At 60.5% G+C, this 21786-nt stretch carries 21 protein-coding genes; 12 read left to right on the top strand and 9 right to left on the bottom strand.

Annotated features, from left to right (window positions below):
- Nucleotides 1–111: 111 nt before the first annotated feature.
- Nucleotides 112–1347: an acyl-CoA dehydrogenase family protein gene (locus tag ISX84_RS01415; protein WP_195818535.1), complete on the bottom strand. Its 1236-nt coding sequence runs from the start codon at nt 1345–1347 to the stop codon at nt 112–114.
- Nucleotides 1348–1446: 99 nt separating this feature from the next.
- Here ISX84_RS01415 and ISX84_RS01410 point away from each other — a divergent pair, with 99 nt between their 5' ends.
- From ISX84_RS01410 to ISX84_RS01390, 5 genes are all read left to right on the top strand, one after another.
- Nucleotides 1447–2466, top strand: a complete 1020-nt coding sequence (locus ISX84_RS01410) for a phosphotransferase family protein (RefSeq protein ID WP_195819333.1) — start codon at nt 1447–1449, stop codon at nt 2464–2466.
- Nucleotides 2467–2470: 4 nt separating this feature from the next.
- Nucleotides 2471–3100 carry a 2-hydroxychromene-2-carboxylate isomerase gene (locus tag ISX84_RS01405; RefSeq protein ID WP_195818534.1) on the top strand — a complete coding sequence of 210 codons (630 nt, stop codon included), beginning with the start codon at nt 2471–2473 and terminating at the stop codon, nt 3098–3100.
- A 44-nt stretch (nt 3101–3144) separates the two neighbouring features.
- The gene (locus tag ISX84_RS01400; RefSeq protein WP_195818533.1) at nt 3145–4338 is read left to right on the top strand and encodes an NAD(P)/FAD-dependent oxidoreductase; all 1194 of its coding nucleotides are present in this window, start codon (nt 3145–3147) and stop codon (nt 4336–4338) included.
- 18 nt (nt 4339–4356) lie between these two features.
- A complete protein-coding gene (locus tag ISX84_RS01395) occupies nt 4357–5190 on the top strand; it encodes an NAD-dependent epimerase/dehydratase family protein (protein WP_195818532.1) in 834 nt (277 codons plus the stop codon).
- Nucleotides 5191–5399: 209 nt separating this feature from the next.
- Nucleotides 5400–6197 carry an N-formylglutamate amidohydrolase gene (locus ISX84_RS01390; protein WP_195818531.1) on the top strand — a complete coding sequence of 266 codons (798 nt, stop codon included), beginning with the start codon at nt 5400–5402 and terminating at the stop codon, nt 6195–6197.
- Between the two features lie 118 nt (nt 6198–6315).
- Here the strand turns inward: ISX84_RS01390 and ISX84_RS01385 are convergent, their stop codons facing one another.
- Nucleotides 6316–7689 (bottom strand): MATE family efflux transporter, encoded by a 1374-nt coding sequence (locus ISX84_RS01385; RefSeq protein WP_195818530.1) that lies wholly within the window; start codon nt 7687–7689, stop codon nt 6316–6318.
- A gap of 245 nt (nt 7690–7934) precedes the next feature.
- On the opposite strand from ISX84_RS01385, the gene ISX84_RS01380 reads away from it, so the two are divergent.
- Nucleotides 7935–9218, top strand: a complete 1284-nt coding sequence (locus ISX84_RS01380; protein ID WP_195818529.1) for an alpha/beta hydrolase family protein — start codon at nt 7935–7937, stop codon at nt 9216–9218.
- A gap of 105 nt (nt 9219–9323) precedes the next feature.
- On the opposite strand, the gene ISX84_RS01375 is transcribed toward ISX84_RS01380, so the two are convergent.
- Nucleotides 9324–9932, bottom strand: coding sequence for a carboxymuconolactone decarboxylase family protein (locus ISX84_RS01375; RefSeq protein WP_195818528.1), 609 nt, complete (start codon nt 9930–9932; stop codon nt 9324–9326).
- A 158-nt stretch (nt 9933–10090) separates the two neighbouring features.
- Between ISX84_RS01375 and ISX84_RS01370 the strand changes: the two genes are divergently transcribed.
- The 4 genes from ISX84_RS01370 (at nt 10091) to ISX84_RS01355 (ending at nt 15000) form a co-directional block, all read left to right on the top strand.
- Nucleotides 10091–11119 carry an FRG domain-containing protein gene (locus ISX84_RS01370; protein WP_195818527.1) on the top strand — a complete coding sequence of 343 codons (1029 nt, stop codon included), beginning with the start codon at nt 10091–10093 and terminating at the stop codon, nt 11117–11119.
- A 71-nt stretch (nt 11120–11190) separates the two neighbouring features.
- Entirely contained in the window at nt 11191–13149 is a 1959-nt protein-coding gene (parE, locus tag ISX84_RS01365) for a DNA topoisomerase IV subunit B (RefSeq protein ID WP_195818526.1), read from the top strand.
- A gap of 13 nt (nt 13150–13162) precedes the next feature.
- On the top strand, nt 13163–13828 hold the full coding sequence (locus ISX84_RS01360; protein WP_195818525.1) for a DUF6338 family protein: 666 nt from the start codon (nt 13163–13165) through the stop codon (nt 13826–13828).
- Between the two features lie 494 nt (nt 13829–14322).
- Nucleotides 14323–15000 carry a hypothetical protein gene (locus ISX84_RS01355; protein ID WP_195818524.1) on the top strand — a complete coding sequence of 226 codons (678 nt, stop codon included), beginning with the start codon at nt 14323–14325 and terminating at the stop codon, nt 14998–15000.
- Here ISX84_RS01355 and ISX84_RS01350 read toward each other — a convergent pair whose 3' ends face one another.
- Nucleotides 15001–15411, bottom strand: a complete 411-nt coding sequence (locus ISX84_RS01350) for a c-type cytochrome (RefSeq protein WP_195818523.1) — start codon at nt 15409–15411, stop codon at nt 15001–15003.
- A 113-nt stretch (nt 15412–15524) separates the two neighbouring features.
- Here ISX84_RS01350 and ISX84_RS01345 point away from each other — a divergent pair, with 113 nt between their 5' ends.
- On the top strand, nt 15525–15959 hold the full coding sequence (locus ISX84_RS01345) for a DMT family transporter (protein ID WP_195818522.1): 435 nt from the start codon (nt 15525–15527) through the stop codon (nt 15957–15959).
- On the opposite strand, the gene ISX84_RS01340 is transcribed toward ISX84_RS01345, so the two are convergent.
- The 5 genes from ISX84_RS01340 to proS all read right to left on the bottom strand — a co-directional run bounded on the left by ISX84_RS01340 (nt 15943) and on the right by proS (nt 20988).
- Entirely contained in the window at nt 15943–16938 is a 996-nt protein-coding gene (locus tag ISX84_RS01340) for an Ldh family oxidoreductase (RefSeq protein ID WP_195818521.1), read from the bottom strand. The two genes, ISX84_RS01345 and ISX84_RS01340, sit on opposite strands and share 17 nt — an antisense overlap.
- 75 nt (nt 16939–17013) lie before the next feature.
- Nucleotides 17014–17697, bottom strand: coding sequence for an ABC transporter ATP-binding protein (locus tag ISX84_RS01335; RefSeq protein WP_195818520.1), 684 nt, complete (start codon nt 17695–17697; stop codon nt 17014–17016).
- Entirely contained in the window at nt 17690–18976 is a 1287-nt protein-coding gene (locus ISX84_RS01330; RefSeq protein WP_195818519.1) for a lipoprotein-releasing ABC transporter permease subunit, read from the bottom strand. Before ISX84_RS01330 ends, ISX84_RS01335 begins: the two co-directional genes overlap by 8 nt.
- Nucleotides 18977–19028: 52 nt before the next feature.
- Complete coding sequence (locus ISX84_RS01325) at nt 19029–19526, bottom strand: DUF2937 family protein (protein WP_195818518.1); 498 nt, start codon at nt 19524–19526, stop codon at nt 19029–19031.
- 70 nt (nt 19527–19596) lie between these two features.
- Complete coding sequence (gene proS, locus ISX84_RS01320) at nt 19597–20988, bottom strand: proline--tRNA ligase (protein ID WP_195818517.1); 1392 nt, start codon at nt 20986–20988, stop codon at nt 19597–19599.
- Between the two features lie 248 nt (nt 20989–21236).
- Here proS and ISX84_RS01315 point away from each other — a divergent pair, with 248 nt between their 5' ends.
- Nucleotides 21237–21752 (top strand): fasciclin domain-containing protein, encoded by a 516-nt coding sequence (locus ISX84_RS01315; protein ID WP_195818516.1) that lies wholly within the window; start codon nt 21237–21239, stop codon nt 21750–21752.
- Nucleotides 21753–21786 lie beyond the last annotated feature (34 nt).

Below are 21786 nucleotides of genomic sequence, written 5' to 3'. Positions count from 1 at the left end.
GGACAGAAACTCGGGCAGAATTCCGCTTATGCTACCGTAGGTTGCCAGATACAGACCCCCGCGTACGCAGCCCGACGGTACACCCTTCACCTGCAGGCAACATGACGGTTTTCAGACTTTTGCCTGCGTATGTTTGCGCAGTTCCGCGCGCGCCACCTGACGTCGGTGCACCGCATCCGGCCCATCCGCAAACCTCAAGGCGCGCTGCCAGGTCCAGGCCATGGCAAGCGGCGTGTCCTGGCTGATGCCCTGCCCGCCATGCATCTGCATGGCCTCATCAATCACCTTCAGTGCCATCCGCGGGGCGACAACTTTGATTTGCGAAATCCACGGGGCGGCAGCACGCGCATCCCCCTGATCCATCATCCAGGCCGCCTTGAGACACAAGAGCCGCGCCTGCTCGATCTCCATCCGGCACTCCGCGATGATGTCAAAATTCGCGCCGAGGTTCGCCAGCGGTTTGCCGAATGCCTCTTTTTGCAGCGAGCGGCGACACATCAACTCCAGCGCCGCTTCCGCCTGCCCGACAGATCGCATGCAGTGATGGATGCGCCCTGGGCCCAGCCGACCTTGCGCGATTTCAAACCCGCGTCCTTCACCCAGCAACATGTTCTCGGCGGGCACCCGGACGTCCGTGAAACGGATGTGCATATGCCCGTGGGGCGCGTCGTCGTGGCCAAAGACATGCATGGGCCGCAAAATCTCGATGCCGGGCGTGGCGGCATCGACAACGATCATCGAATGCTGCTGATGTCTGGGTGTCTCCTCATCCCCGGTCCGGACCATGACGATATAGACCTTGCAGCGCGGATCCCCCGCCCCCGACGCCCAGTATTTCTCCCCGTTCAGGACATAGTCGTCGCCCTCCCGCACGCAGGACATGGCGATGTTGGTGGCGTCAGAGGAGGCGACGTCGGGTTCCGTCATCAGATAGGCTGACCGAATTTCGCCTTCGAGCAGCCGCGCGAGCCAGAGCTCTTTCATGGCCGGTGTGCCGTAGCGCTCGAACACCTCCATATTGCCGGTGTCCGGTGCGGAGCAGTTGAAAACCTCAGCGCCAAGCGGCGTTTTCCCCATTTCCTCGGCAAAATAGGCGTATTCCACGGTGCTGAGACCAAACCCCTTTTCACTATCCGTCAGCCAGAAATTCCACAGGCCCGCCGCCTTGGCCTTGGCTTTGAGCCCTTCGAGGATCTCGGCCTGGCGATCCGTGTAGGCCCAGCGGTCTTCTTTGCCGATCTCCGCGTGGTATTCCGCCTCCATCGGCATCACCTCGTCACGGATCATCGCCGCCACCCGGTCCAGAAGGGCCCGATTTTCCTCCGCCATGCCAAAATTCATATCCATCGCCCGCGCCTCCCTGACCGGTAATCGGGGCTTTCCCCGCGCCCGCAGAGTTGCTTAGATCACCGGGACTTGTCCATGGGTCACGAGGGAGATTTGCCGATGCACCGCCACGACCCGAAAGAGCTGGAACGCTATCTGGCCGCGCATGTCGACGGCTTCGGCGCGCTGGACGGTTTCGAGAAATTCTCGGACGGGCAGTCGAACCCGACCTACCGCGTGACCAGCCGCGGCACCGATTATGTACTGCGGGCCAAGCCGCCCGGCAAACTGCTGAAATCCGCGCATGCGGTCGACCGCGAGTTCCGCGTGATGCAGGCGCTGGCCGCCACTGATGTGCCGGTGCCGCAGGTCTATCACCTGTCCGGAGACGACACCCCGCTGGGCACTCAGTTCATGGTCATGGAAATGGTCGAGGGGCGCATTTTCTGGGACCCGGCCCTGCCCAAGATCGACCAGGAGGCACGAGGGCGTGTCTACGATGCAATGAACGGCGCGCTGGCCGCGTTGCATAACGTGGTGCCTGACGAGGTCGGTCTGGCGGATTATGGCAAGCCCGGGAGTTATTTTGCGCGGCAACTCACGCGATGGTCGGGCCAGTATCAACAGACCGCCACCGCCCCGCTGCCGGATGTGGACTGGCTGATGCGCTGGCTCGACGAGCATATGGTGACAGATGACGGTGCCAGCAGCATCGTGCATGGTGACTTCCGCATCGACAACATGATCTTCGCCCCCGATCGCGAAGAGGTGGTCGCACTTCTCGATTGGGAGTTGAGCACATTGGGCCATCCGCTCGCCGATCTGGCCTATCAATGCATGCATTGGCGGTTGCCGCATGCGGGCCACTTCCGTGGCCTCGGCGGTGTGGATCGTGCTGCCACCGGCCTGCCGGACGAAGACGCCTATGTCACGGACTATTGCGCGCGGCGCGGAATTACCCGGCCAGATCACTGGGTGTTCTACGTGGTGTTTTCATATTTCCGCCTGCTTGCGATCCTGCAGGGTGTGTTGAAACGCGGGTTGGACGGCAATGCATCGAACCCCAAGGACACAGGACGCTTGCGAGAGATCATCGCCTTGATGGCACAGGACGCACGCGCTCTGGCCGAAGAAGGATAAGCTCATGAAAACCATTGAATACTTCTATGCCTGCCATTCGGTCTATGCCTATTTCGGGGCCTGGCGTCTGGCAGAGATTGCCGATGAACATGGCGCGCAGATTATCCACCGACCGTTTGACTTTGATCCGGTCATGGCCGCGGCAGGGGGTGCCCCGTTCAACGCGCGCCCGAAGCCGCATATGGATTACTTTTTCGGGCGCGAGTTGATGCGGTGGGCGGAATTTCGGAACCTGCCCTGGATCATGCGGCGGCCGACCCATCACGACAATCCGCTGGCCCTCGGCAATGGCGCGATCATCGCGGCGCAAGAGATGGGATGGGACGTGCATGCCCTGAGCCGCGCGCTGCTGCAGGCCCATTGGCGCGATGACGCGGACCCGGCAGACAGCAGTACCGTTGCCCGCATCGCGGAGGGCCTCGGCATGGAGGCGGAGACCCTGGTGGCAGAAGCAATGAGCGACGCGACACAAGAGCAGCACGCTGCCAATACAAAAGAGGCCATCGCCCGCCATGTCATTGGATCACCGACTTATTTCGTCGAGGGTGATATGTTCTACGGGCAGGACCGGCTGGAGATGGTCGCACGGGCGCTGGTCAGGCCTTTTGCCCGCTTTAGGGATCACAAAGCTTGACGACCCCGCGTGCCCGTGTTCCGAAAAGACAGGAGGGGGACGGGATGACGACTCAGCACCAGAACTATGACGTGATCATTGTCGGCGGCGCGATCTACGGCTCGAGCGTGGCGTGGTGGCTGACGCAGATGCCGGGGTTTCACGGGCGCGTGCTGGTGGTCGAAAAGGACCCGACCTATGAACATGCCGCAACCAGCCACACCAACAGCTGCATCCGCCAACAGTTTTCCAACAAAGTGAATATTGGTGTGTCGCAGTTCGGCGCAGAATTCATCAAGAACTTCCGCCGCTTCATGGGCGATCATCCCGAGGTGCCTGAACTGGTGCTGCAAAGCTACGGCTATATGTACCTCGCCGACACGCCCGAATTTGCCGAGACCCTGCGCGAAAGCCAGAAAGTGCAGGCCAGCCTTGGCGCGGGCACCAAATTCATGACGCGCGATGAGATCGCCGCCGACTATCCCTTTTACCGGCTCGATGACATCCTCGGGGCCAATCACAATCTGCTGGATGAGGGCTATTTCGACGGCGGCACCATGTTCGACTGGTTCAAGCGCATGGCGCGCAAGAACGGCGTTGAATATGCCCATGACGAGGTTACGGCGATCACGCGCGATAGCAACCGCGTCACCGGGGTGACCCTGAAATCCGGCGGTTTTATTGCCTGCGGCGTGCTGGTGAACACTGCGGGAACGCGCGGGGCACTTGTGGCGCAAATGGCAGGTCTCGATATCCCCATCGAGCCGCGCCGCCGCTATACCTATATCTTCGATGCCTCCCATCCGCTGGACCGCGACCTGCCCCTGACCATCGACCCCACGGGCGTACACATGCGCACCGACGGGCGCTATTACCTCGCAGGAGGGCCGCCCGACGACGACCCGGCGGTGGATTTTGACGATTTCAACGCCGACCACGGGCTTTGGGAGGAGAAGTTCTGGCCGATCATCGCCACCCGCATCCCACAGTTCGAAGAGATCAAGCTGATCAACATGTGGGTCGGGCACTACGACTACAACAAGCTCGACCAGAACGCGATTGTCGGACCGCATCCGGAAGTGTCGAACTTCCTGTTCTGCAACGGGTTTTCGGGACATGGATTGCAACAGTCACCGGCTCTCGGACGCGGGTTGGCCGAGCATATCGCCTATGGGGAATACCGCAGTCTTGATCTCAGGCCCTTCTATGTGGACCGTGTCTTGCGCGGTGAGAAATTCTTGGAAAAGGCCGTGATCTGACGGTCAGGAAGGACAAAGATGAAACTGGTACTAACAGGGGCCGCAGGCCGCTTGGGCTCTTACCTGCGCGAACCACTTGCGGCCATGTGCGACACGCTGGTCAGCACGGACATCGCTGCAGACATCGGCACGCTCTATGACAAAGAGACCTACGTTCAGGCCGATCTGGCACAGATGGACCAGATTGCGCCCGTGCTTGAGGGTGCGGATATGGTCATCCACTTTGGCGCCATCGTAGATGAAAAACCCTTCGAAGAACTGCTCGGGCCAAATTTTGTCGGCTCCTACAACATCTGGGAAGCAGGCTACAAGGCAGGCGTGAAACGCATCGTCTATGCGTCGTCGATCCACGCGGTCGGCATGCACCTGAAATCGGATTTCATCGGCATCGATGCGGAGCACCGTCCCGACACCTTCTACGGGCTGGCCAAATGTTTCACCGAAGACCTGGGCCGCATGTACTGGGACAAACGCGGGCTGGAATCGGTGCACCTGCGCATCCTGTCCTGCGCGCAGGTCACGAATACCCGGGCTCTGGGCTCCTGGCTCAGCTATGATGATCTTATCCAATTGGTGACCCGCGCGATTGACACCCCGTCGGTGGGTTTTGGGATTGTCTACGGCGTGTCCAACAACGACCGCGCACCGGTGGACAACGCCAAGGCATCCTTTCTGGGGTACCGCCCGAAAGACAATGCAGAGCAGTTTGCAGCGGAGATATTGGCCGAAGCCCCCCCTGTCGATCTGAAGGATCCCGGGCAGATGTGCCATGGTGGTCCCTTCTCTTCCGTCGATCTTGGGCAAAGCGGGCTGGCACAGATGAACATTGTGAACGACAAGAAAGAAACCTGATCCCACTGCGGAAAATGGCATGGGAACCGGCAGCTGACATGGGGTGCATCCAGCACCGCATGTCAGTCTGCGTACGGCTTTGACGGGATTTTAACCACAGTGAACTGACCGCACGCCCGGGCTTCCTTGCGGAAACTCTCTATGTGCTATCGACAGCATCTCAGACGCCGACGCGCTTTGCATCAGGCGGCCATGCGAGGATTGCACCAATGCCAGTCAACGTGATAATGGGGTCCAGCCCGCTGATCCTCGCCATTCCCCACGCGAGCACGCAGATTGCGCATCCCATCATGCAACGGCTCAACAACATTGGGCGCGCGCTCACCGACACGCATTGGCATATTGATCGGCTCTACAGGGGTCTGGTGGAGGATGTGACAATCGTGCAGGCCAACTTCCATCGATACATCTGTGACCCGGACCGCAACCCTGCCGAACGCGCAAGCAGCTTGGGAAACTTCAACATCGCTCCCTTTGTGCCGATCCTCAATCAGGACGGTCAGGCAATCTGGACCTACCCACCTGACAAGCTGGAGATGGCCAGCTGGCGTTCCGCCTTCTACGTACCCTATCACGCAGCCCTTGCCACACAGATTGCCCGGGTGCGGTCCCGGCATGGATTTGCGGTTTTGTATGATTGTCGCGCAACGCGATCAGAAGTCCCGAACCTGTTTGAGGGTGTCGCACCCGATTTCAGCATCGGCACCTATATGGGCGCCACCTGCGATCACAAGCTGGCCGCCCATGTGGCGGGCATCTGCCTGAGCGAGAAAAACTACACAAGCGCCATAAACAAGCGGTCAAAGGGCGGGTGGATTGTGCGCCACTACGGGTCCCCGAAGCGCGGCGTGCATGCGCTTCAGATGGAAGTGTCCCTGTCGACATATCTGCGGGCAGCACAGGATCCGTGGCTCTACGACCCGGAAAAGGCCCAGGCCGCCCGCACGGTGTTGACAAAGATATTGAGCCACTTGAAGTCCTGGTCTCCACAAAACACATTCGCGTAATTATATTTTATAACAATATATTGCATAGAAATTCTAAAGCATTACATTAAGCTCTACCCGCCTAAAACCCGGACCACTGAAAGCGGGGCCAATGCTGCAAAACCCGATTGCTCGCCGGTCAGGCAGGCAGGCTCTCGGTACCCTTGAGTTTGCGCAGGGCAACGGCCCAGAAACGGGTTGAGAGCAACACACTGGCCAGTCCGAGCCCGACGACCAGACCCAGCCAGACGCCGATGCCCTTGAGGTCCCAAATGAAGCCAAAGAGGTAGGAACAGGGGATGCCGACGACCCAGTAGCTCAGCGCCGCGAGGATCATCGGCACACGCGTGTCCTGTATGCCCCGCAGCAGCCCAAGGGCGATCACCTGCGCCCCATCGACCAATTGGAACAGCGCCGCCATGGCAAGCAGCCCTGTCCCGATTGCAAGAATCTGCAAGCGCTGTGGTTCGTTTTCCTGCATGAAAAGCGAGATCAATGGCTCAGGCAGCAACAGGAACAACAAGATCGTCAACGCGGCCATGCCCAGCGACATCATGGTGACCATCAAGGCGCCCTTCTCCATATGCGCCGGGTCGTGTCGCCCATACGCGTTGCCCGCGCGGATGGTCGCCACGTTGCTCAATCCCATATGGACCATGAAGGTGAGCGAGGCCAGTTGCACCGCAATCCCGTGCGCCGCCAGCGGCACGGTTCCAAGCCAGCCCATCATCATGGCGGACGCCGCGAATAATCCGACCTCGCTCAGGCTGGTCAGCCCAATCGGCCATCCCAGCCGGAACACCTGTGTCAGCATCTGCCAATCCGGGCGCCACAACCGTTGAAACAATGCGTGTTCCGACAAAGACATCGCGGCATAGGCTGTGACCCCGACCAAGCCGACCAGTTGCGTCACAACAGACGCGATGGCCGCCCCGGCGATACCAAGTTCTGGTGCCCCCCAGTTGCCAAAGATCAACGCATAGTTGATCAGCCCGTTGACCACCGCGCTGATCACCGTGATCCACAGTACGACCTGCGTACGCTCCAACGCCGCGAGGTAGGATTTAAGCACCATGACAAGGAGAGCCGGCACGATGCCGAAACCGGCGATAGAGAGATAGGCACTGGCATCGGCGGCCAGCATTTCCCCCTGCCCCAGCAAGCGCAACAAGGGCTCGGACCAGATCATGACCGGCAGTGCCAGAAGGCCGAACGCGAGGCTCAGCCACAGCCCCATACGCGTGGCACGGCGCAGCCCGATCTCATCGCCTTCGGCGGCAAACGAGGCAACCATTGGCATGACCGCCCAGGCAAACCCGGACCCGAAGATGAAAAGCACAAAGAAAAAGGTCGATCCAAGCGTGACCGCCGCCAGCGCGTCCACACCATACCAGCCGAGCATGACGGTATCCGTCACGCCGATCGCCATCTGCGCCAGATGACCGCCAATCAGCGGCAAGCCCAGCACCAGGATGGCGCGGCCATGTTCGGGATATGTCATCACTTTTGCCATACCCCTGCCTTACGCCTCGAAAACCTCCGGTGGAAGAGGCGTGCAGCATCGCATTTCAAAAAAAGTGGGCGGCGCGGAGAGCCCGGCCAGATATCTTTGGATACAATTCCGGTCACGCGCCGCCTGGGCCTGGCACCACAAAAACAGCGTTCTGGACACAAAAAAACACTCATAACTGGTTGAACGGCGGGGAAAACCTGTCAATCTATGCGTGCAGGTAGGACGATACCCGCTTGGAGCATACGATGACCGCAACACGCCCTCTCGCCGCCGTGGCAGCCCTACTTGCGGCTCCCGCATTGGCAAACCCGGTGGATATGGTGCGTCCCGATGCGCCCGAATTGGCGCCCTATGGTCTGATGCCGATTGGCGTGCAAACGCTGGACCTGGTGAACCCCGAGCAGATCGATATCGTCAATATCGACGGGCAGAAACAGCCGGTCTATGATCGTCCGCTGACAGCGGAAATCTGGTACCCTGCGGCAGAAGGCACGCAGCCGGGTGGCACCTATCGCGCCATGCTGCGTGATGGCGCCACGGAGGTCACCCTGACCGGGCGCGCAGCACGCGATGCCGCACCCGCCACCGGTGAACGCTACCCGTTGATCCTGATCAGCCACGGGTATCCGGGCAATCGCTTTCTGATGGCGCATCTTGGCGAAAACCTAGCCTCCAAAGGGTTCGTAACCGTTTCCATCGATCACACCGACAGCACCTATTCGGATCAGGCAGCCTTTGGCGCCACTCTTTACCACCGCCCGTTCGATCAGCGGTTCGTGCTCGATCAGATGGCTGCACTCGGTGGCGACCTCGGCGCCATCATCGATGCCAGCGCCGTGGGCGTGATCGGCTATTCCATGGGAGGATATGGTGCGCTGATCTTTGGCGGTGCCGGTGTGACCCAAGCCTCGACCGAGTATAGCTGGGGCACACCCAACGGCTTGCTGGCAAGCCACCAGGCCGGGTCAGAGAGCCACGAGGCTCTGGTGGACCCGCGTGTCCGTGCGATCATCGCCATTGGACCGTGGGGGCGCAATGCCGGGTTCTGGGACACCAATGGCCTGGCCGGGCTGCGCGTTCCGACGCTGCTGATGGCTGGCGGGTCGGACGATGTTTCGGTCTATGATGCGATCAGAACCATCTTTACCGAAGCCAGTGGCACTGATCGCCACCTGCTCACCTTCATTCACGCCAATCACAATGCGGCAGCACCGATCCCCGCGCCCAGAGAAGCATGGCAACCTGTTGAAGGTCTCGAATTTGTGCCCTTCGAACACTACGCCGACCCGGTCTGGGACACGACGCGCATGAATAACATCGCCCAGCACTTTGCGACCGCCTTCTTTGACCTGCACCTCAAAGGGGATGCCAGCAAACACCCCTATCTGGATCTGATCCCCAATGCCGATGACGGCATCCGGGCGCTGGATGAAGAGGCCCGTCCCACCGAAGATCACAGCTACTGGGCTGGCTTTCCCGCGCGTACCGCCAAGGGGCTGCGTTTCGAGACCCTGAAGAAGGGCGAATAGCGGCGTTTGAACAGGGTCATAGCATGCGCGACTGGCGCTGGCCGGGCGTCTTGTCCGATGCGACCGGAGTTCATAGAACGCGCGTCGCCGCCTCTCTAAGCTGAATTACCGATGCCCCCAGTCATTTGGATCGTCGGAATTCCCCGGGGACAAGCCAATGATGTCGCCCTTCGTCGAACATCCCAATCCAAGCACCGTGCGGTTGGCATAGGAAAAGTAACTGACCACCTGATTGATCTCGAGAATCTCTCCATCCTCGAACCCCGCGTCCCGTAACGCCTGCACATCCGCTTCGATCATGTCCTGCGGTGCGCGGCTGAGCTTGTCTGCATAGCGCATCGAAGCCTTTTGCGCTTGGTCCAGCGGGATCGCTTCGGTGTCGCTTGCGGCAATCGCGGCACGGATAGCATCAGCACGCGCGTCATCCTTCAGCAGCCGTTTCATGCCAGCAAAATGATGATTCTCACAGTATTCGCATCCGTTCAGATGGGACACCCACACGCCCAGAACCTCCAGAAACCACTTCGGCAGCGTATTGCCCGAATGATGCAGGACGTTTTTATAGAGCGCCATATGGCCCTCCATCGTGTGCGGGCGCAGGGAATGCGCCATCATGATGTTATCCACATTGTCTCCGGGGCCCGCGATACGCGTGTAAAGCAGCCGCAACCTACCTTTGGCTTTATCGAAGGGGATGGTGGTGATCCAAGTCATCGCATCTATGCTCCCGAGTAACGAGGGAGTTTCTCACCTCAAGCGCGAAAGGGAAAGGAAGACGATGCTGGAAGGTCAATGGTTGGGCACAGACAAAGGCACGAACCCAGGCGGTCTCTGGGTAGAATTGAACATGTTGACGGACGTATCTCGGGATATTGCCTCAAGATGGGGATACGCCAGATCTCTTTGCAACGCTGGTTGAGCTGGACCTTTCGGATCAATCGAGTGACCAGACTTTCAAGGTACGGACACACCTGGTCGATACCTTTGCGGGTCAGATTATCTCACATCGCGAGGCACGAGAACGGCTCCCAGACCTAACGCCCGCGAAAAATGTAGAAATCACGATCGCACTGAACGGGAGCGGACAGTTGCAGGTCCGTTGGCGTGCCGATATCGGAACCGAAGGTTCGGCCATACTGACAAAAGCCTACGTTGCACTACGCTCGCAGATCCGGCGACAACCCGGCATAACCTCTTGGGACAACTTCCGCGAAGAGATGCGCAAAGGCCCTTACCGCACCCGACTCTTCCGGGGTCAAGCCAAGGCTTGGCCCTTGCAGACCTCATTCCACCGCTCTTCGCGGAACGATCTCAACGGGCATATCAACCAAGACACGCGCGAACTATATCGCCGTCTAAGCGGCGAGGTACCCGAAGCGAGAATTGACCGGCGCGATCCGGTGCAGAATTCCTCATTCATCGCTCTGGCGCAGCACCATGGTTTTCCCACCCCGATGCTTGACTGGACCAAGTCGCCCTTTGTCGCGATGTACTTCGCTCTACAAAATGCGCTTAAGACCGAACCCCACGGGCAAACGCGTGTCCGGGTCTTCTGTCTCGACATCGAAAAAGTGCAACCCTTGGTCGGCAATACGCAATCCTTCATTCTCACAGGCCCTTATCTGACAGCTTTGAACGCTTTGCCCTTGGCCAACCGCCGCCTGTTGCCGCAACAAGGCGTTTTGACGGCCACAAATTTGCACGACATAGAAGGGTTCCTGCAGTTTCTCGAAGCTAAACATGATATCTCGCTCATCACTGCCTTCGATCTCGATATCCCCGACCCCGCCGAGGTCATGCGCGAACTTCGCACCATGGGGATCACCGCCGCCGCGCTTTTTCCCAGGCTGGACGGCATCTGCGAAGACCTTAGATCGGAGCTGTTTCTAGAGCCGGATTGATCTCGCTCCCTTCCCCCCCGCCTGCGCCTCTGCCATAATCGCCGACAACCAATAAACGAGGTTCGAGCCCGATGCCCAACGATCTGCTGTCCAATACCGCTGCGCCTGAATATGATGCCTCTTCCATCGAGGTGCTGGAGGGGTTGGAGCCTGTGCGCAAGCGTCCCGGCATGTATATCGGCGGCACCGATGAGCGCGCGTTGCACCACCTCGTGGCCGAAGTGCTCGACAACTCCATGGACGAGGCCGTGGCAGGGCATGCCAACCGGATTGAGGTCGAGCTGCATGACGACTACGCCGTGACCATCCGCGACAACGGGCGCGGCATCCCGATTGATCCGCACCCAAAATTCCCTGACAAATCCGCTCTCGAAGTGATCCTCTGCACCCTGCACGCGGGCGGTAAATTCTCCGGCAAGGCCTATGAGACCTCCGGCGGGCTGCACGGCGTCGGCGCCTCCGTGGTCAACGCGCTGTCGGATTCGATGGTTGTGCAGGTCGCTCGCAACAAGGAGCTTTACGAGCAACGCTTCTCCCGCGGTCTGCCCCTCGGCCCGGTCGAGAAAGTGGGCAGCGCCCCGAACCGCCGCGGCACCACCGTCACCTTCCACGCGGACCCCGACATCTTCGGCTCCCACCGCTTCAAGCCCGCGCGGCTCTTCAAGTCCATCCGCTCCAAGGCCTACCTCTTCTCCGGCGTCGAAATCCGCTGGAAATCCGCCATCGACGACAATGAGACCCCCACCGAAGCCACCTTCCACTTCCCCGGCGGCCTTTCCGACTATCTTGGCGAAACCCTGGGCACCTCCACCACCTACGCCGACAAACCCTTTGCAGGTACCGTCGACTTCAAGGAAAAATTCGGGCAGGCGGGCAAGGTCGAGTGGGCCATCAACTGGACGCCCTCCCGCGACGGCTTCATCCAATCCTATTGCAACACTGTGCCTACGCCCGAAGGCGGCACCCATGTCGCAGGCTTCTGGGCCGCGATCCTCAAGGGCATCAAGGCCTACGGCGAGCTCTCGAACAACCGCAAGGCTGCCCAGATCACCCGCGAGGACCTGATCTCCGGCGGCTGCGCGCTGGTGTCCTGCTTCATCGCAGACCCCGCCTTCGTCGGCCAGACCAAGGACCGCCTCTCCACCGAGGCCGCGCAGAAAATGACCGAAGGCGCCGTGCGCGACCACTTCGACAACTGGCTGGCGGCAGATACGAAATCCGCCGGCGCCATCCTCGACTTCCTCGTGCTGCGCGCCGAAGAGCGCCTGCGCCGCCGGCAGGAGAAAGAAACCGCCCGCAAATCCGCCACGAAAAAACTCCGCCTGCCCGGCAAGCTCACCGATTGCACCTCCAAGGACCGCGCGGGCACCGAGCTCTTCATCGTCGAGGGCGACTCGGCCGGCGGCTCCGGCAAGGGCGCGCGCAACCGCAACACGCAGGCGCTGCTGCCGCTGAAGGGCAAGATCCTGAATGTGCTGGGCGCGGCCTCCAGCAAACTGGGCAGCAACGCCGAGATTAACGACCTTTGCGAAGCGTTGGGCTGCGGCATGGGCACGAAATTCAACCTCGACGATCTGCGCTATGACAAGATCATCATCATGACCGACGCCGATGTGGACGGCGCCCATATCGCCGCCCTGCTGATGACCTTCTTCTTCACCCAGATGCGCCCGCTGATCGACGCAGGGCATCTGTACCTCGCCTGCCCGCCGCTCTTCCGCCTGACCCAAGGGGCCAAGCGGGTCTACTGCCTGGACGAGGTGGAAAAGGACATGTGGCTTGAAAAGGGTTTGGGCGGCAAAGGCAAGATCGACGTCTCCCGCTTCAAGGGCCTCGGCGAGATGGACGCCAAGGATCTCAAAGAGACCACCATGGATCCGGCCACCCGCAAGCTCATCCGGGTTTCGATTGACGAAGACATGCCGGGTGAGACCGGAGACCTCGTCGAGCGTCTCATGGGCAAAAAGCCCGAACTGCGGTTCCAGTATATTCAGGAAAACGCGAAGTTCGTGGAGGAGTTGGATGTTTGAGTGAGGTTTTTCAATGGACTTTGTGGTAGCACAACTTGCTCTAGTATTTCTCCCCGGCATAATCTGGGCCAACCTTGACAGCAAGTACGTCACCGGCGGGCAGTCTAATCAGTTCAACACTGTACTAAAGGCGTTTTCTTTTGGTTTGCTTACATATGGTGTCCTGTATCTCATCTACTCTTTGCTCGGGTACGACTTCAGCGATGAGAGTTTTTCTAGCGCAGACAAAACGCTAGATATCACGATGTTTATCGATGAAATTTTGTGGTCAGTACCCTTAGCAATCGGGCTTGCGATTTTCTGGATGTTTTTCCAGAACTATCGCATATTTATGAGGTTTCTTCAGTGGATAGGCGCTACTAAACGCTTTGGAGATCAAGACGTCTGGACGTTTACATTCAATTCAAATCAACCACACGTTGAGTACGTTAATGTCAGGAACACTGATATCGGCGTGACTTACTCTGGTTGGGTGAACTCGTTCTCCGAGAAGGAAGAAATACGTGAAATTTTGTTAGAAGATGCCTATATTTACGGTGAGGACGGTAAAGAATTAGCAAGAGTACCACACCTTTACTTATCTCTGCCTAAATCTAATATATGGTTGGAATTTCCGTACACGGAAAATGAGGAGTTTTACGATGGCGACGAACACAGCGAGGAAGGGGCCCGCGGTTAAAACAATCCGTGGTGGTAGCACCATGAAGGGCGGCCACAACTCAAGCTATCAAGTTCTGAAACGCCCTCCTGCTCCGAAGTCAATAGCAGCGTCTGCGCTTACTCAAAGGCCAAACAAAAAGAAGTAAGATTCAATCCCCCGAGGCCCCGCCTCGGGCCACGCCCGTCCAGGGCTTCGCCCGTTTAGCACTCAAACTCTCTCCCAGAGACTTTGCAGACCGGCTTCACCCTACACCCAGGAGAGCGCACTACATGCCCACTGATACTTCCCTTCCCGCATCCCTCCGGGCTCAAACGCTCCACCGGAGCGTTTGCAAGACGCCCTCCGGCCCGAGGTCGGGCGCGGCCCTGAACTGCTGTTTCGCGTGATGGCCGCACAGCCGTAAGGTCATGCGTTGCCTGCGCAACACCCGCCCACTCCACCGATGTTCATTTTTGCTTGTTCTGCGCCCGCGGGGGCTTGATCCGACAGCGCTTTTCAGGCCCTCATAGAACATGCGATTTGCTCTCCTCTTCCTGATGATCCTCACGGCCTGCGGGCGACCGCTGACGCCCACCGAAGAGGCCTTTGCCCGAACGATCCATGGCGATACGCTCGACACGGCCAAGGTCCGGCTGGTCGATGGTGCGCCCACCCGCGCCGTCACCTTCCGCCGTGAGCCACGCCCGCGCACCACCTGCCGCGAGCGCATCCTGCCGCCGCGCACCGATGAGATCGTGACCTCCAAGCCCGCGGCCGTCGCGCTTTGGAACCGTATCCTTTTCGACAAGGACTGGTATCTCGATGACTACCTGCCTGACTATCCGAATCAGATCGGCCTCGTCGCCACCATGCTTTTTGCCCATGAGATGGTGCATGTCTGGCAATGGCAGAACCGCAGGGAGACCGGCTATACCCCCTTGCGCGCGGCGTTTGAGCATGACGGTGCGCGGGACCCATATCTTTTCGATCTCGATGCCAACCCGAAATTCAGCGACTTCGGCTTTGAGCAGCAGGGCGCGATCATGGAGGAGTTCGTCTGCTGCCGCGCGCTTGATCCTACAGCGCCACGCACCGAACGCCTGCACCGGCTGATCTCTGGCGCGATGCCCGTCGCCCCCCTGCCCGAAGCGCGTCCGCATAACGTGCTGTTGCCCTGGGATGGTGTGGAGATTGGTGGCATTTGCCGCTGATCAGGGACGCTGCACAGCCTCCAGATAGACCAGCAGATCCGCCAGCGGGGGCGTGGTGCGGATACGTGCACCGTCGAGGCGGACGCGCTTGCGGTCCTCGCTTTGCAGGGCGGCGAACCCGGCCATGTGGCGCCCGCGCTGGCCATCGACCGCATAGCCTTCGAGCACAGCCAGCACGTCCTTCGCCGGGAAACTTCCCCCATTACGCGCAGCCAGGCCGGTCAGGTCAGGCGGCGTTTTGCTCAGCCCTTCGACCCCGCCACCGCCGCCACCACGCGCGTCCTGACCGTGACAGACCGCACAGTTCTGCGCAAAGAGCGCAGCACCGGAGGCCGACCGGTCCCGCCCCTCGCCGCAGCCCGTCACCGCCACGCTCGCCAGCAGCCCTATCCACCATAAACGTATCGACATGTGACCCTCACGCTTGATCATCCTGACGCAGCGGCGTGCAATCGGTCTTGCCGATCCGGTGCCGCGCCGCCATGGTCGCAACTGTTCCGCGTCAGCCTATAGGAGAAGAATGAATGGCTCATTACGCTGTAATCATGTTGTTGGCCGGGATCGGCATCCCCGTGCTTGCGGCGTTGAACGCGGCCCTTGGCGTGCGCATCGGATCGCCGGCGGCGGCGGCCACCGTGCTGTTCACCATCGCCTTTTTGACCTGTGCGGTGGTGATGGTCGTGACTGGGCCGCAGGCTTTGACCAAGGTTGTGTCAGCGCCCAAACATCTGTTGCTGGCCGGGGTGCTGATCGCTTTCTACGTGCTGTCCATCACCTTTGTCGCGCCGAATTTCGGGGTCGGAAATGCGGTGTTCTTCGTGCTGCTCGGGCAGTTGATCAGCACCGCGATGATCGACCACTTCGGGCTTTTCGGCGCGCGCGTGACGCCGATGGATGCCAGCCGGGCCCTGGGCATCGCGCTCATGGCCGCCGGGGTTTTTGTCACGCAGAAGGTCTAGGGCCTTCGGCCAACTCCTCCAGGCGGGACCATGTGCCCGCGTCCACTTCCACTTCATCCGCCATCTGTCGGTTCTGGCCGGGCATCCGCGCCCCTTCATCCTGCGCCACCAACTGCGCCAGCGCGGCGAGGCGCGCGTCGAAGGCCGCTGATGTGCCCGGATCGATCAGGATGTAGAACTGCCCCAGATCATGTGGCGGACCGACCGGCGCCTTCAAAGGTTTGACACTGGCGGAGAGGACGGAGCCGGTCATCCCGGCGGCAAGTATCTCGGCCATCAGACCAAAGCCCCACCCCTTGTGTCCCCCCGTGGAGACAAGAGACCCCTGCAAGGCGGCCTCCGGGTCCGTGGTCGGCTTGCCGTCCTCGTCCAGCGCCCACCCCAGCGGGATCTGCTGCCCCAACGCCTTGGCCATGGTGATCTTGCCCAGAGCAACGGTTGTCGTCGATTGATCGAACTGCATGGCCAGGCCACCAGCCCCGTCCGGCACCGAAAACGCGATTGGATTGGTACCGATCACCCGGGTTTTCCCATCGGGCGCCGCAACGATGGGGGAGGCGTTGGTAAAGCCGATGCCGATGAACCCGGCGCGGGCAATCTGCTCGGTGAAATAGCCCAGCGACGTGCAGGTGTGGGCGTGCCCAACGGCGAGCGTGGCTGTGCCGAACTGTCGGGCTGCGTCCAACGCGGGGATCAATCCCAGCGCAAAGGCAGGCTGCGCAAAACCGAACTGTGCGTCCACATGCAAGGCCGCCGGGCGCGGGGTGCTGACCACGGGGGCCGCGTCCCCGATGACCCGCCCGCTTTCAAGCTGAAGACAATAGCTTTCGACATAATAAAGACCGCATATCTTGTTGCCATGGCCTTCCGCCGCCCGCACGGCCCGTGCAACTTCGGTGGCCACGAAGGGCGTTGCCCCGTGGGCCAGCAGTGCCTTTTTGGTAAGGCTTTCAATCTCATCCAGCGTGTGGTGGCTCATGTATTGTTTCCCCGCCCCTGTCTGAGTGCAGGTTGGGCGAAAGAGGAACGGGCCGTCAAGCGACACATGGTATGTCTAGGCTGGCGCCAATCGGCCTGCGTCAAGGCGGATCTGCCGATCCATCCGGGCAGCCAGCTCCATATTGTGGGTCGCAATCACGGCCGAAAGCCCGGTGCCGCGCACCAGTTCCATCAGCGCATCAAAGACCTGATCAGAGGTTTCAGGGTCAAGGTTACCGGTCGGTTCATCCGCCAGAAGCAGCTTTGGTTGGTTGGCCAGCGCACGGCAGAAGGCCACGCGCTGTTGTTCGCCCCCGGACAGGGCCGCCGGCCGGTGGGTGGCGCGGGGGGCGATGCCCACGCGGTCCAACAGGTTGCGCGCCCGGGTTTCGGCCTTACCGCGCGCTGTGCCATTGGCCAGTTGCGGCAAGAGAATGTTCTCTGCGGCGGAGAATTCCGGGAGCAGATGATGGAACTGGTAGACAAAGCCGACATCAGCACGCCGCACCGCAGTTCGCCGATTGTCGGAGAGGCGCGTCATATCCTGCCCGTCAATTTCCACCCGGCCCTGATCTGCGGTGTCGAGCAGTCCGGCGATGTGCAAGAGCGTTGACTTTCCCGCGCCGGACGGCGCCACAAGGGCCACAACCTCTCCCTTGGCAACCGCCAGATCGATGCCACGCAACACCGTGACCTCGCCGGGCAGACCCCGATTGTAGGACTTCTCGATCCCCCTCAGCGTCAGGACGGCGTCACTCATACCGCAGGGCCTCGACAGGGTTCATCCGGGCGGCACGGCGGGCCGGGAAGATGGTGACCACAAAGGAGAGCCCCAGCGACAGTGCGACCGCAGACAGCACATCGGTCAGGTGCAGTTCCGCGGGCAGCGCGTAGATGCCGCGAATGGACGGATCCCAGACACCACCGCCCATCATGACATTCACGAATGAGAAAATCGGATCGATGTAGAGCGCAAAAAGCGAACCGAGGATGACGCCGAAAAGCGTGCCCAACAATCCGGTGAAAGCCCCGCAGATGAAAAACACACGCATCACCGATGCCTGGCTGAGACCCATGGTGCGCAGGATGCCGATGTCGCGCCCCTTGTTCTTGACCAGCATGATCAGCCCGGAGACGATGTTCATCGCCGCGATCAAAACCAATATGGACAGGATGACGAACATCACGTTGTCCTCCACTTCCAGCGCGCGGAGAAACCCGCCGGAAGCATCGCGCCAGGTCCAGACCTGTGCCCGTTCTCCCGCAGCTGCCAGCAGGGCCGGAGAAAGTGCATCCACTTGCTCCGGCACCTCAACCATCACTTCAATTTCGTCTGCCAACCCCTCTCTATTGAAAAACAATTGCGCCTCGGAGAATGGCAGATAGGCTCGAGTGCGGTCGATGTCATAGCGCCCCGCGCTGAAGATATAGGTGACGTCATAGGCGTTCACACGCGGGGATGTGCCAAAGGCGGTTTTCACACCGTTCGGAGAGATCAGCCGCACCTTGTCTCCGATGCCCACGCCGAGTTCCCGCGCCACGCCGGACCCAAGTGCAATCCCTGCGTCGAAATCGGCGATGTCCCCGCGCGCGGTCTCGGGATTGGCAATGCGCGGCAGGGTCTGCAGATCTGCGGCGTCGATCCCGAATATCTCGACACCAGCATTGCGGCCCTGATTGGCGGCCATCACCTGCCCCTTGATCAGCGGTGCTGCCCGCGTGACACCGGGCACGGCGGCCAGGCTTTCGGCGAGGGCTTCGTAATCGGTGATGGAGCGGTCGATCTGCCCGTTCTCGGTCACCTGCCCCAGCGAGTAGATCGTGACATGGGCATTGGCACCGAGGATCGTATCGACGAACTCCGCCCGAAATCCGGAGCGGACGGCCAATGTGGCGATCAGGGCAAAGACGGCGAGGGTGATGCCGATCAGGCTGATCCAGGTCATCACGCTGACCCCGCCTTCGGCCCGGCGCGCGCGCAGGTAACGCCAGGCGATCATCCATTCGAAAGGCGCAAAAGGCGCGGTTGAAGAAGCCATGCTTTTCCTTGATCCGTGGTTGCGCGCAACCTGATGCTTTGGCGGCAGAGGGTCAAGCAGGCAATGACCTGCGACGCAACGACCAGCGGAGCAGAGCCCGCGTCAGCCCCAGCAGGAAGGTCGACAGAAGAAATCCGGCAAAGGCGAAAATGCCGGTCGCCAACGTCAGGGGAAAGGCTGGCTGGAACGCCTGCCAGGCCCGTTTGGCAATCTCTGCATCGGTCAGATGCGTGGCATGATAGGCCCGCATGAACGGCCCCTGACCCTGCAGCACCGAAAGATCGGCGCGCAACCGTGCATAGCGGTCGAATGTTTGGACCATGTCGGCCCGGCGGCGTTCGACAAAGGCGGTGCCGCGCATCTGCGCGAGGGCCTCGGTGCGGCTGAGACCTTCCTTGGCGGCAGAGGCATCGAAATCGGCCACCACCTGCGCCAGCGCATCCACTGCCCCGCCAAGGCGTTGCATGTATTGCTGTGAATAAGCGGGGAATTGTGCGGCCCCGAAGGCGCCGGTCAGCCCGACGGCCAAGGTCACTGCGCGAAGGATCATGTCTGCGCTCCTGCTCGCCCCCCGGCGGCACAGGTGTCAGTTTAACAGAAGCGCGACCTGCCGCAAAGCCTCAGATGTAGGTGTGGAACGACCGTTTGCCCATCATCTGCACGTGCTCGCTCGACCGATGCCCGCTGTAAATCTCGGCAATCTTCTTAACGGCTTGTTCCGGTGGCAGCTCTTCGCTCTCCCCGGTCCGGCGGCTGGTCAGCTCCACCACCCCGTTTTTCAAGCCGCGCGGCCCGACGGTGATCCGCCAGGGCAGACCGATCAGGTCCATCGTGGCGAATTTGCCGCCCGCACGTTCATCCCGATCATCATAGAGCGGTTCCAGCCCGAGCGCCGTCAGGCTGGCGTAGAGGCTCTCACAGGCGGCATCGGCTTCCGCATCCCCCTGCTTGAGATTGACGATACCGCAGTGATAGGGCGTCACGCCTTCGGGCCATATGATGCCCTTGTCGTCATGGCTGGCCTCGATGATCGCGCCCACCAGGCGGCTGACACCGATACCGTGGCTGCCCATATGCACGGGCGTCGGCTTGCCATCGGGTCCTTGCACCGTGGCCCCCATGGCGTCGGAATACTTGGTGCCAAAATAGAAAATCTGCCCCACCTCGATGCCGCGCGCAGTGCGGCGGCGTTCTTCGGGCACCTGCTCGAACAGCGCCGCGTCATGGGTCTCATCCGTGCGGGCATATCTGGAGGTGAATTCCTCCAGAACGCCCGCGCATTGCTCCACGCTGTCGTAATCAATCTCGCGGTCGCCGAATGTCAGGTCAGTCACGGCGCTGTCGTAGAAGACCTCCGACTCGCCCGTCTCCGCCAGCACAAGGAATTCATGGGTGTCATCGCCCCCAATAGGTCCGCTGTCGGCGCGCATCGGGATCGCCTGCAGGCCCATGCGTTCATAGGTGCGCAAGTAGGTAACAAGGTGGCGGTTGTAGGCGTGCAGCGCATCTTCTTTGGTCAGGTCAAAGTTGTACCCGTCCTTCATCAGGAATTCGCGGCCCCGCATCACCCCGAACCGCGGGCGCATCTCGTCGCGGAATTTCCACTGGATGTGATAGAGCGTCATCGGCAGATCTTTGTAGCTACTGATATGCGCCCGGAAGATATCGGTGATCATCTCTTCATTGGTCGGACCATAGAGCATGTCGCGATCATGCCGGTCGCGAATGCGCAGCATTTCGGGACCATAGGCGTTGTAGCGGCCCGACTCCTGCCACAGATCGGCGGGCTGCACCGTGGGCATCAGCACCGGCATGTGGCCTGCGCGCTGCTGTTCTTCATGCACGATGTTCTCGATCTTGCGCAGCACCTTGAAGCCCAGCGGCAGCCACGAATAGATCCCTGCGGCCTGCTGCTTGATCATACCGGCGCGCAGCATCAGGCGGTGGCTCACGATCTGCGCCTCCGCTGGGTTTTCGCGCAGAACAGGCAGGAAATATCGGGTCAGGCGCATCGCACGTCCTTTCAGGTCTTGGATCAGCCCTGATTAGGCCAAAGACCAAGGACCCGCAATCGTGAAACCGGAATGTCCGGTCGCCGCGCTGACGGCCAAAAAGCGGTAACGGGCGCGCGACAATCTGGTGCGTGTGCAAATGTTACACGTTTCTCACAAGCCCGCGAGGAGGCTGATCCGTGCAGGCCAACCCCCCGTAAGCCTTGCATGTCAATCAGACATCAATGCACTTCAAGGAGGTACAATCCATGACACCCATCCACAAAATCGCTGCTGCCGCTGCCACTGCACTGACGCTCGGGACCGCTACCCAGGCTGCCGACATCGTTGAGATCGCCTCCGGCGATGACCGCTTCTCCACCCTTGTCGCCGCTGTTTCCGCGGCGGGACTGGTCGAAACGCTGCAGGGCCCCGGCCCCTTCACCGTCTACGCCCCGGTTAATGATGCCTTTGCCGCGCTGCCGGAAGGCACCGTGGACACCCTGCTGCAGCCTGAAAACAAGGGCCAGCTGACAGACGTGCTGCTCTACCATGTCGATGACCGCAAACTGACCGCCGAGATGATCCCGAACGGCTCCACCTACTTCAAGCCGGTCCTCGCGTCGGAACGTCTGTGCATCAGCAAGGGCGCGGACGGTGTCTCGATTGCCGATGGCACAGGGGAAACCGCCAATGTGATCGTCGCCAATATCGAGGCGGACAATGGTGTCATCCACGTGGTCGACAAGGTCCTGCTGCCCGGCACACGCCCCGCTTGTCACTGATCTCGACCGGAAATCCCGAAAAGGCCTCGCACTC

This window comes from Roseobacter sp. MH60115 (genome assembly GCF_015644665.1).
Classification (GTDB): Bacteria; Pseudomonadota; Alphaproteobacteria; order Rhodobacterales; family Rhodobacteraceae; genus Roseobacter.
This window is presented reverse-complemented; position numbering and strand designations above follow the sequence as displayed.